Genomic DNA, 254 nt, shown 5'->3' on the forward strand with positions numbered 1-254 from the left:
ACGTTATGTGCTACTTCTGAAATTTTCGTACCATAGCTCACAATAATATACATATCAATATGTACTTCATCTTCATCTTTACGAACAATAACACCTCTAGTGAAGTTTTCTTTTCGTAAAATGTCTGTTAATCCATCTTTTAACTGATTTTTTGATGCCATACCTACGATACCGTAGCAATCTACCGCGGCACCTCCAGCAATTGTTGCAATTACATCTGTACTAATATCAATTTGACCGTACTTCGTTTTAAT

At 34.3% G+C, this 254-nt stretch carries 1 protein-coding gene; it reads right to left on the reverse strand.

Annotated features, from left to right (window positions below; genetic code table 11):
* Positions 1–254: Asp23/Gls24 family envelope stress response protein (locus tag SB658_RS25845; RefSeq protein ID WP_410603328.1), on the reverse strand; the 254-nt coding region annotated here is incomplete at both ends.

Source organism: Bacillus sp. SIMBA_008 (genome assembly GCF_046535495.1).
GTDB classification, from domain to species: Bacteria; Bacillota; Bacilli; order Bacillales; family Bacillaceae; genus Bacillus; species Bacillus subtilis.